The following is an 8,433-nucleotide window of genomic DNA, read 5'->3' as shown; positions in this document are numbered from 1 at the left end:
TTTTTTTTTTTGTTTTTTTTTTTTTGTTTTTTTTTGTTTTTTTTTACCTATGTCCTTATGTTTTTTTTCGGTGTATTGGGGGCCTTTAATAATTTGTGCGGGTCCCTGGCTGCCGGGGCGCCCGCCCCGGGGGGGGGCCCCCGACGTTTCCTTCTCAGTCCCGGGTGATCGCGTCCAGCCAGCCGCCGAGCAGGCCGTCCACGAGCGCCGGCTGGTCGAGGTGGACGTTGTGGCCGGCCCCGTCGACCGTCGCGTACGTCATGCGCGGGTAGTGTTCCAGCAGCTCAAGCTGGTCGCGCCAGCCGACCATGTGGTCCTGCCGGCCGGTCACCAGCAGGTGACGCCCGTGGTGCGCGCCGAACACGTCTTCCGGGGTTTTGCTGAGCATGTACGCCTTCAGCAGCGCGGCGGCGTCGGATCGGTGGTGTGCGCGAATGCCGGGCAGCACGTGGTCGCGGAAGGCCTCCCAGCCCGCCTCGTCCTGGTGCACGGCGATGGCGGTGAAGATGTCCCGGTCCGCCGGATCGAGGGAAGCCAGCAGCGCCTCGTCCCGGGTGAGAACCTGCCGCTCGGGCAGATCCCTTGCGCCACTTGGCTTTACCAGCGGAGCGAGCAGGGCGGTGCCCAGCACCTGCGCGCCCCGCTCGGCGACGACGTGCCGGGCCAGCTGGCCACCGTACGAAATGCCCACGACGGCAAAGGGTTCGTCGCCGATGGCGGTGTCGATGAAGCCCAACACCGCCTCCCCCATGGCATCCGCGGTGACGGGACCGGACAGCCGGGGCGATTGCCCCGAGCCGGGCAGGTCGACGTAGAGCCGGCGCCAACCCGGCCGGGCCGCGAAGACGGACTCCAGCGGCAGCATGAGCCGGTGGTCGATGGTGTAGCCGTGCAGCAGCAGGACCGGGGTCCCGTCGCCGATCTCGACGTGGTGCAGAGTCATGGTGTCCTCAGTGGCTGGCAGGGGTGGGGAAACCGTGGCGGCGGGCGACCACGATCACCGCGATCACCGGCAGCATCAGCAGCAGCACGGCCCACGGGAACGAGCCGCTGCCGGCCAGGTCGAGCAGGACGCCGCCGACCACGCCGCCGCCGGCCATGGCCACGTTCCACAGCGTGACGAGCATGGCCTGGGCCGCGTCGGCCGACTCGCCGCCGGCCTCACCGGCCGCGGTCTGCAGCAGGGTCGGCACGCCGCCCCAGCCCAGCCCCCACAGCGCGGCAGCGACGTACACCAGGGCCTGGTCGTGGGACAGCGTGGCCAGCAGCACCGCGGCCACGGCGACCAGCAGCGAGCTGACGACGCTGAGGATCCGCAGGTGGCGGTGGATCTGCGCGCCGACGACCCAGATGCTCAGGATGGAGGCGATGCCGAAGGTCAGCAGCACCAGGTCGGTGTCGCCGCCCATGCCCAGCGCCGTCAGGAATGTGGCGATGTAGGCGTACAGAATGGTGTGCGCCAGCACGAAAACGAGGGTGACGAACAGCACCGGGGTCACGCCCGGAATGCGCAGCGTCGGCAGCAGCTTGGGCCGCTCACCGCGCCCCTGCCCCGGGTAGTCCGGCACGGCCGCGACGATCCACACCAGCAGCAGCACGGTCAGCGCCGTCATGGCCAGGAACGCCGTCCGCCAGCCGGTGAGCTGCCCGAGGAAGGTGCCGGCCGGCACGCCCAGGCACAGCGCGACGGGAATGCCCGCCATGGCGATGGCGATCGCCCGTCCCCGCTGGTTCGGGGCGACCATGCGGCTGGCGTACCCGGCCAGCAGGGCCCAGGCCAGGCCGGCGGCGACACCGGCGACGAACCGGGCCACCATCGTCAGGCCGTACATCGACGACACGGCCGTGACCGTGTTGGCCACGGCGAAGCCGGCCATGGCGGTCAGCAGCAACCGCTTGCGCCGCCAGCCCGCGGTCACCGTCGACAGGGGGATCGCCGTCAGCACGGTGCCCAGCGCGTAGATCGTCACGGTCTGCCCGGTGGCCGACTCGCTCACGCCGAGCGAGCCGCTCATGGCCGGCAGCAGACCGGCCGGCAGCGTCTCCGTGAGGCTGGTGATGAACACGGCGGTGGCGAGGGACAACAGCGCGAAGAGGGGGAGTTTTGACGCGCTGTTGTCCCGCACCGGTGGGGAGGTGGTCTCTTGGGTGCTCATGCTCCGGTTCTCCTGGTTGACTTCCGATGGCTCCCGCCACCGTCGACGGGAATGCGGGCGCCGGTGGTGAAGGTGGCCTCCGTCGCCAGGAACAGCGCGGCGCGGGCCACCTCCTCGGCGGAACCGAGCCGGCCGAGCGGCGGCAGCGGGGTGGCTTCGCCGCCGGCGATGCAGCCCGGCGTCACCGCGTTCACCCGGATGCTGCGCACCGCCAGCGCCGCGGCGAGCGCCTCGACGCCCGCGGCGGACGCGGGGGTGGTGAGCACGACCGAGCCGCCGTCACGCAGCCGTGACAGCAGCTGTGTCGCGTCGGCCACGGCGTCGGCGAACACGATGTCCACGTCCTCGTCGCCGAGACCGGCCACGATGTCGGCCGGCGCGACGACCTGTCCCGCCGAGCCCAGTTCGGCCCGGGCGTGGGCCCGCTGGTCCGCGGTGTCCGCCGTCAGCACGACGCGCGCGCCGCCTTCGACCAGGCGTTTCGCGATGGCGAGGCCGATGTCGTCGACCGCGCCGATCACCGCCGCCCTGGTTCCCGCGTACTTGGCCATGGCTGCCGCTCCCTTCACACGGGGCAACAGTGCGCGGTGGCGCTTCGGGGTTGCTTACGATCGACTGACGACGGGCTTGCGGAGGGGAGCGGTGGATGCGGTTCGGGGTACTCGGCCCACTGGCGGTGTGGGACGAGCAGGGGGAACCGGTCACCGTCCCGGAGGCCAAGGTGCGAGCCCTGCTCGCGGTCCTGCTCGCCCATGAGGGCGCCCCGGTCAGCGTGGACGGTCTGGTGCACGGCCTGTGGGGCGATGCCCCGCCGGGCAAGCCGCTCGGGGCGTTGCAGGCCAAGGTCTCCCAGCTGCGGCGGATCCTCGGCGACCGGGTCGAACGGCAGCCGCCGGGCTACCGGCTGCGGCTGGACGCCTCCGACTCGCTGGACGCCGTGCGGTTCCGTCAGCTGGTGGCGGACGCTCGTTCGACTTCCGATCCCCGTGCTGCGCTCTCGGAGGCACTGAAGCTGTGGCGTGGCGCGCCGTTCGCGGATTACGCGGACGAGGAGTTCGCGCAGACGCCCGCGCACCGGCTGACGGAGCTGCGGCTGTCGGCGGTGGAGGAGCTGGCCAAGGCCAGGTTGGAGGCTGGCGAGCACGCCCTGGCCTTGGGCGAGCTCGCCGACGCGGTGCCGCAGCACCCGCTGCGGGAGGGTCTGCGGGCCGCTCAGATGCGCGCGCTGTATTTGAGCGGACGCCAGGGTGAGGCGCTCGCTTCGTACGCCGATCTGCGTGAGCGGCTGGCCGAGGAGCTCGGGGTTGATCCGAGTCCCGAGCTACGGTCCCTGCACGAGTCCTTGCTGCGGCAGGACCTCGCGGCCGGCACGGAGCCGGCGCGGTCGAACCTGCCCAACGCCCTGACGCCGCTGATCGGTCGTTCGTCGGCGCTAGCACTGCTGGCGGAGCTGTGCGGGACGGCGCGTTTGGTCACCCTCACCGGCCCCGGCGGCGTCGGGAAGTCCCGCCTGGCCGTGGCCGCCGCCGCGTCTCTGGCCCGGGCAGCCGACTTCCCGGACGGCGTCTGGCTCGTCGAGTTCGCCGGCGTCCGCTCCGGAACCGCGGCCGAGCTGGCCGAGGTCGTCGCCGCCGTGCTGGGGATTCGCGACGACCTGCCCGGGGCGACCGGCGGTGCCGCCGGTCTCGCGTCCGCGCTGCGTGACCGCCGCACCTTGCTGGTCCTGGACAACTGCGAGCACGTCATCGATGCCGCCGCCGAGCTCAGCGAGCTGCTCCTGCGCACCGCCAGCGGCCTGCGGGTGTTGGCCACCAGTCAGGAGCCGCTCGGTCTGGCCGGCGAGGGCGTCTTCGCCGTCGAGCCGCTGCCGACACCCGACGCCGTTGCGCTGTTCCTGGCCCGTGCTCGCGCGTCGGCGCCTGGTTTCTCTTGTGAGCCTTCGGATCTGGATGCCGTCACGGAGATCTGCCAGCGCCTGGACGGCATTCCCTTGGCGTTGGAGCTGGCCGCCACGCGCGTGCGGGCTTTGGGCGTGCAGGAGTTGGCCGTACGGCTGCACGACCGTTTCTCCATCCTGACCCTCGGGCAGCGTGGTGCCCCGGCTCGTCAGCAGACCCTGCGGGCGATGATCGACTGGAGCTGGGAGCTGCTGAGCGCGCCCGAGCGCATTGTGTTGCGGCGCTTGGCCGTTCACCGCGACGGCTGTGACCTGCCCGCCGCCGAGGAGGTGTGCGCCGGCGACGGCGTCACCCGTGCGGAGGTGCTGGATCTGGTGACCCGGTTGGTCGACCGGTCCTTGGTCGTCATGACCGGGAATCGGTACCGGCTGCTGGAATCCGTTGCCGCGTATGCCGTCGAGCGTCTGCACGAGATGGAGGACCTGGCCGCCGTCCGCGAGCGTCACCTCCGGCACTACCTTGCCGTCGCCGAGCGCGCCGATCCCTTGCTGCGGGGCGGTGACCAGCGGGTGTGGCTGGACCGCCTGGACGCCGAAGCCGGCAACATGCGGGCCGCGCTGGAGGTCGGCGCCGAGTCCGCCCGCCTAGCCGCCGCGTTGTCGTGGTGGTGGCTGTTGCGAGGCCGCCTGACCGAGGCCCGCCGCACCCTGTCCACCGTCGCCGACAGCGCTTACCCCGAGCTTGTCGTGCTGCACGGCGCTTTCGCCCTGCTCACCGGTGATCACTCCGCCGCCTCGGTGTCCATTGAGGACGCTCCCGCCCGGGCGTTGTGGCTGTTCGCGTACGGCCTTTTCAGCGCCGGCGACGCCGATGCCAGCGACGCCGTCAACACTCGCGCCTTGGAGATGTTCACCGCTTCCGCCGAGGACTGGGGCATCGCCGCTTCCCTCGCCCTGCGGGCCATGCTCGCCCTCGGCCGCGGCGACCTGGCCGCCCTCGGCCGCGACGGCCTTCGCAGCGCCGAGATCTTCCGTCGGCTCGGCGACCGTTGGGGCGAGATGCAGACCATCCCGCCCCTTGCCACTCTGGCCGAGATCCGCGGCTCTTACGCCGACGCCTCTCGCATCCAGCGCGAGGGCCTCTCCCTCGCCCGTGAGCTCGGGCTTCAGGCCGAGGTCTCCGCCCGTCTTTCCGGTCTCGGCCGCCTCGCCCTCCTGGAGCGGGACTGGGACCGTGCCCGCGACCTTCACCAGCAGGCCCACCGCCTCGCCGTCGAGCACGGCTACACCTACGGCCAGATCCACTCCGAGATGGGCCTCGCCCTCGGCGCCCGCCGCTCCGGCGACCTCGACGCCGCCGAGCGCCACCTCCACCACATCCGTGACGGCTACTCGGCCCTCTCTTCCCAGGCCGGCGACCACCTCCTGTTCGCCGAGCTGGGCTTCATCGCCGAACTCCGCCGCGACTTCCCCTCAGCCGCCGCTTTCCATCTCCGCAGCCTGGCCATCGCCCGCTCCTTGGCCGAGCCCCGAGCCTTGGCCCTGTCCTTGGAGGGCCTGGCCGGCGCCGCTTCCCTCCAGGGCCATCACTCCGCCGCCCTCCTCCTCGGCGCCGCCGACGCCGCCCGCCGCTCCGTCGGCGCTCCCCTGCCCCCTGCCGAGCGCGGCGACGTAGACCGCATCACCACCGCCACCTCCGCCGCCCTCGGCCCGGCCTTCGCCGACGCCTTCGCCCGCGGCACCACCATGTCGATCCCCGAAGCGGTGTCAGCCTTCGAAGCCGTACAGTCTCAGTAGACCCGACTCGGCGCACGCATCGAGGGCTTACGCGCCGAAGGACGCACTGGAGCGCGCGATCGCCGCCAACCAGATCACCGAGGCATCGCCAGGACCTGCGGACCTGGCGAAGATGACCAAGGACCGGGCGATCGTCGCCGTCCTCAAGGCGGCCGGCCGCCCGCTCAAGATCGGCGACATCGTCGACGCGCTCCAGCAGGCCTGCCGGACGGATGAGAACGCAGTAGCCAATGGCCCGGTGCCGATCTCCACGGCCGCACGTCACCGTGCCGATCAGGGCAAGATGACTTGCGTCCCCGATCGGATGCGCCAGAGGCGGCGTACACCGGACACCGAGGCCAGCGCGACCGGCGCGGTGCCGTCGCCAACCCGCAAAGTCCGAAATGGACCACGGCAGGCGCGCCGACCGGCACCGTGCCGCCACTGGACCATTGGCCTGGCAACAAGTCGACAGCGTCGGTCACCGCTCCAACGGGGTGTGCGTGTGCACGGCGATCATGTCCATCACGGACTGGTACATCTCGACCCCGTTCCGGGACCGGACGTCCGTCAGATAATCGTCCGCGCCGGCCACGTCGCCGACGGACAGGAACGCCATGGCGAAGTGGAAATGCACCAACGCCCGGTTCGCGCGCTGCTCCTGCTCCGTCTGGCCGGCGGCCGTCACGCTCCACCTCCCGTAGCCGAGTGGAGCCCGGTGGACACGGCGGCCGGGGAGCCCACCGTGTCCACCGGAGCCTGGCGCCGGCCGTCCCGAGCGAGTGCGCGCGGGCTCGGGACGGCCGGGGTCCGTGTGTCGCCGTGCAAGAGCCAGCTCAGCCACGACGGGCGGCGTTGCCGGTGCGGGTCGAGGCGCTGATCAGGGTCCCGAAGGGACTCCCGTGCCGTCAGGAAGGTCGCGCACCGGGCGCAGCGCGGACCGGGTGGGGTCTCCATCGACGCGAGCACGATCACCGCGCCGCACACCGCGGCCGGCTCAGGCCGGTTGTCGTGAAACTCCTCGTCGGTCACCGCGTGGTCGACACGATCGGCGCTGGTCAACCACGTGGTGAAGATCCGTTGCCGGACAGCCTCGCCGGCATTGCCGATGCCGTCGGTCGTGGCGATTCTGGTGTCCGGACCGGAATGCTGGTTCACGGAGCGGCCTCACCTAGTGGGGCGAAACCTGCCGGAATGCGCCATGCGGGCCGGGGGCGGACCAGCGCGCGGCACATCATGCGGTGCCCGCTGAAGGCACGCCGACCGTGCAGGAAGCGCCTGTTGTTCACGATGTAGCCGGTTCCCGCCGGCAGCGGGAAGCTGAACGCGCAACGGTCGATCGTGCGCCGCAGCAGCGGAATCCACCGCTGAGCCTGAGGTGCGAACCGCGCGAGGTCATCCAGCCGCAGACGCACACCGACCAGACCATCATCGATCGGCTCGAACACGGCCGCCAGGAGCCCGGCCGAACCGCCGAACAGCGCGCTTCTCGGTGCCGACAAGTCCACCAATACGTCGGGCGCGGCGGCGGCGAGTTCCGAGTACACCGTCTGCCCGTCGACAATCACGCACTCTCCGCCCTGCTGGCCGGAGCGGACGCAGGTCATGACGACCAACTCGGCCGGGTGCTGCTGGTCCGAGCAGTCCGTGTGGGGAATGAGGGCCTGGGTGGTGAAGCCGGCTTGCCCCGGTCGCACTGCTCGTTGCCCGCGATCGGCGATCACGGTGACGCCGGACGAGCCGCTGTCGCGGTGCCGCACGATCTGGCCGAGGCGTCCAGCGAGCTGAAGCAAGGCATCCTCACCAGGGACGCCGTCGAACGTGGCGAAGCCGTGCAAGGCCAGCACGGCGGCCAACTCGCCGACACCGCCAGCGGCGCGGAGTTCGACGTGGCGGTCGGAGAGCGGAGCGGCCGCGAGCATGGGATCCCCTCTCGTCGGTGCGGGTCGTGGTGGTCAGGAGATCGCACCAGGTCAGCGGCCGTCCACTGACAGATTGTCAACATCGTCGACAGCGGCAGCCGCTGTACCCGCTGCTACCGTGCGGTCACTGGTCCACGTGGAAAGGCCGACGATGACCAAGCCCGCCTACCCGGTGTCGGTGAAGGGTGTCCTCGTGCGGGACGGCCGGGTCCTGCTCGTCCGCAACGAGCGCGAGGAGTGGGAGCTGCCCGGCGGCCGTATCGAGGCCGGCGAGACGCCGGAGCAGTGCGTGGCCCGTGAGATCGCGGAAGAGTCCGGGCTGCCGGTGCAGGTGGTGGAGATCCTGGACGCCTGGATGTACCACATCACGGTCGCCGCCAAGGACGTGTTCATCGTGACGTACGGCTGCCGTTCCGCCTCGGACGCGGCCCCGGTGGTCAGCCACGAGCACAACCGGATCGGCGAGTTCACCAAGGACGAAGTACCGGGCCTGACGATGCCGGACGGCTACAAGCGGTCCATCGCCGCCTGGTTCGACCGGCTCCGTGTTCTTCAGGCGGCAGGGTAGGCCAGGGCTGTGGCGGCCAGGTGTGAGCGCTGCGGGACGGCCCTGAGCCGCTACGCCTCGACCACGGCGTGCCCGACATGCCGTGCCACCGCCGCCGCGCTGCCAGCTCCGCCG

8 protein-coding genes are annotated in these 8,433 nt (G+C 71.1%); 2 read left to right on the top strand and 6 right to left on the bottom strand.

The window, feature by feature from the left end; genetic code table 11:
- Positions 1 to 154: 154 nt before the first annotated feature.
- The 3 genes from AB0M73_RS44725 to AB0M73_RS44715 are packed head-to-tail and all read right to left on the bottom strand — an operon-like array spanning position 155 to position 2,707.
- Positions 155 to 943 carry an alpha/beta hydrolase gene (locus tag AB0M73_RS44725; protein ID WP_363905404.1) on the bottom strand — a complete coding sequence of 263 codons (789 nt, stop codon included), beginning with the start codon at positions 941 to 943 and terminating at the stop codon, positions 155 to 157.
- 7 nt (positions 944 to 950) lie between these two features.
- Entirely contained in the window at positions 951 to 2,156 is a 1,206-nt protein-coding gene (locus AB0M73_RS44720; RefSeq protein WP_363905401.1) for an MFS transporter, read from the bottom strand.
- Positions 2,153 to 2,707, bottom strand: a complete 555-nt coding sequence (locus tag AB0M73_RS44715; RefSeq protein ID WP_363905398.1) for an SDR family oxidoreductase — start codon at positions 2,705 to 2,707, stop codon at positions 2,153 to 2,155. The genes AB0M73_RS44720 and AB0M73_RS44715 overlap by 4 nt, the downstream gene beginning before the upstream one ends.
- A gap of 95 nt (positions 2,708 to 2,802) precedes the next feature.
- On the opposite strand from AB0M73_RS44715, the gene AB0M73_RS44710 reads away from it, so the two are divergent.
- Positions 2,803 to 5,850, top strand: coding sequence for a BTAD domain-containing putative transcriptional regulator (locus tag AB0M73_RS44710; protein WP_363905395.1), 3,048 nt, complete (start codon positions 2,803 to 2,805; stop codon positions 5,848 to 5,850).
- 460 nt (positions 5,851 to 6,310) lie between these two features.
- On the opposite strand, the gene AB0M73_RS44705 is transcribed toward AB0M73_RS44710, so the two are convergent.
- The 3 genes from AB0M73_RS44705 to AB0M73_RS44695 are packed head-to-tail and all read right to left on the bottom strand — an operon-like array spanning position 6,311 to position 7,751.
- The gene (locus AB0M73_RS44705; RefSeq protein ID WP_363905392.1) at positions 6,311 to 6,517 is read right to left on the bottom strand and encodes a hypothetical protein; all 207 of its coding nucleotides are present in this window, start codon (positions 6,515 to 6,517) and stop codon (positions 6,311 to 6,313) included.
- Positions 6,514 to 6,987, bottom strand: a complete 474-nt coding sequence (locus AB0M73_RS44700; RefSeq protein WP_363905389.1) for a hypothetical protein — start codon at positions 6,985 to 6,987, stop codon at positions 6,514 to 6,516. Before AB0M73_RS44700 ends, AB0M73_RS44705 begins: the two co-directional genes overlap by 4 nt.
- On the bottom strand, positions 6,984 to 7,751 hold the full coding sequence (locus tag AB0M73_RS44695) for a TauD/TfdA family dioxygenase (RefSeq protein ID WP_363905386.1): 768 nt from the start codon (positions 7,749 to 7,751) through the stop codon (positions 6,984 to 6,986). The genes AB0M73_RS44700 and AB0M73_RS44695 overlap by 4 nt, the downstream gene beginning before the upstream one ends.
- A 151-nt stretch (positions 7,752 to 7,902) precedes the next feature.
- Between AB0M73_RS44695 and AB0M73_RS44690 the strand changes: the two genes are divergently transcribed.
- On the top strand, positions 7,903 to 8,319 hold the full coding sequence (locus AB0M73_RS44690; RefSeq protein ID WP_363905383.1) for an NUDIX hydrolase: 417 nt from the start codon (positions 7,903 to 7,905) through the stop codon (positions 8,317 to 8,319).
- The last annotated feature ends 114 nt before the right edge of the window (positions 8,320 to 8,433 follow it).

It is taken from the genome of Kutzneria sp. NPDC051319, assembly GCF_040682195.1.
In the GTDB taxonomy this organism is placed as follows: Bacteria; Actinomycetota; Actinomycetes; order Mycobacteriales; family Pseudonocardiaceae; genus Kutzneria.
Note: the sequence above shows the minus strand (reverse complement) of the source record. Positions and strands in the feature narration are given on the sequence as shown.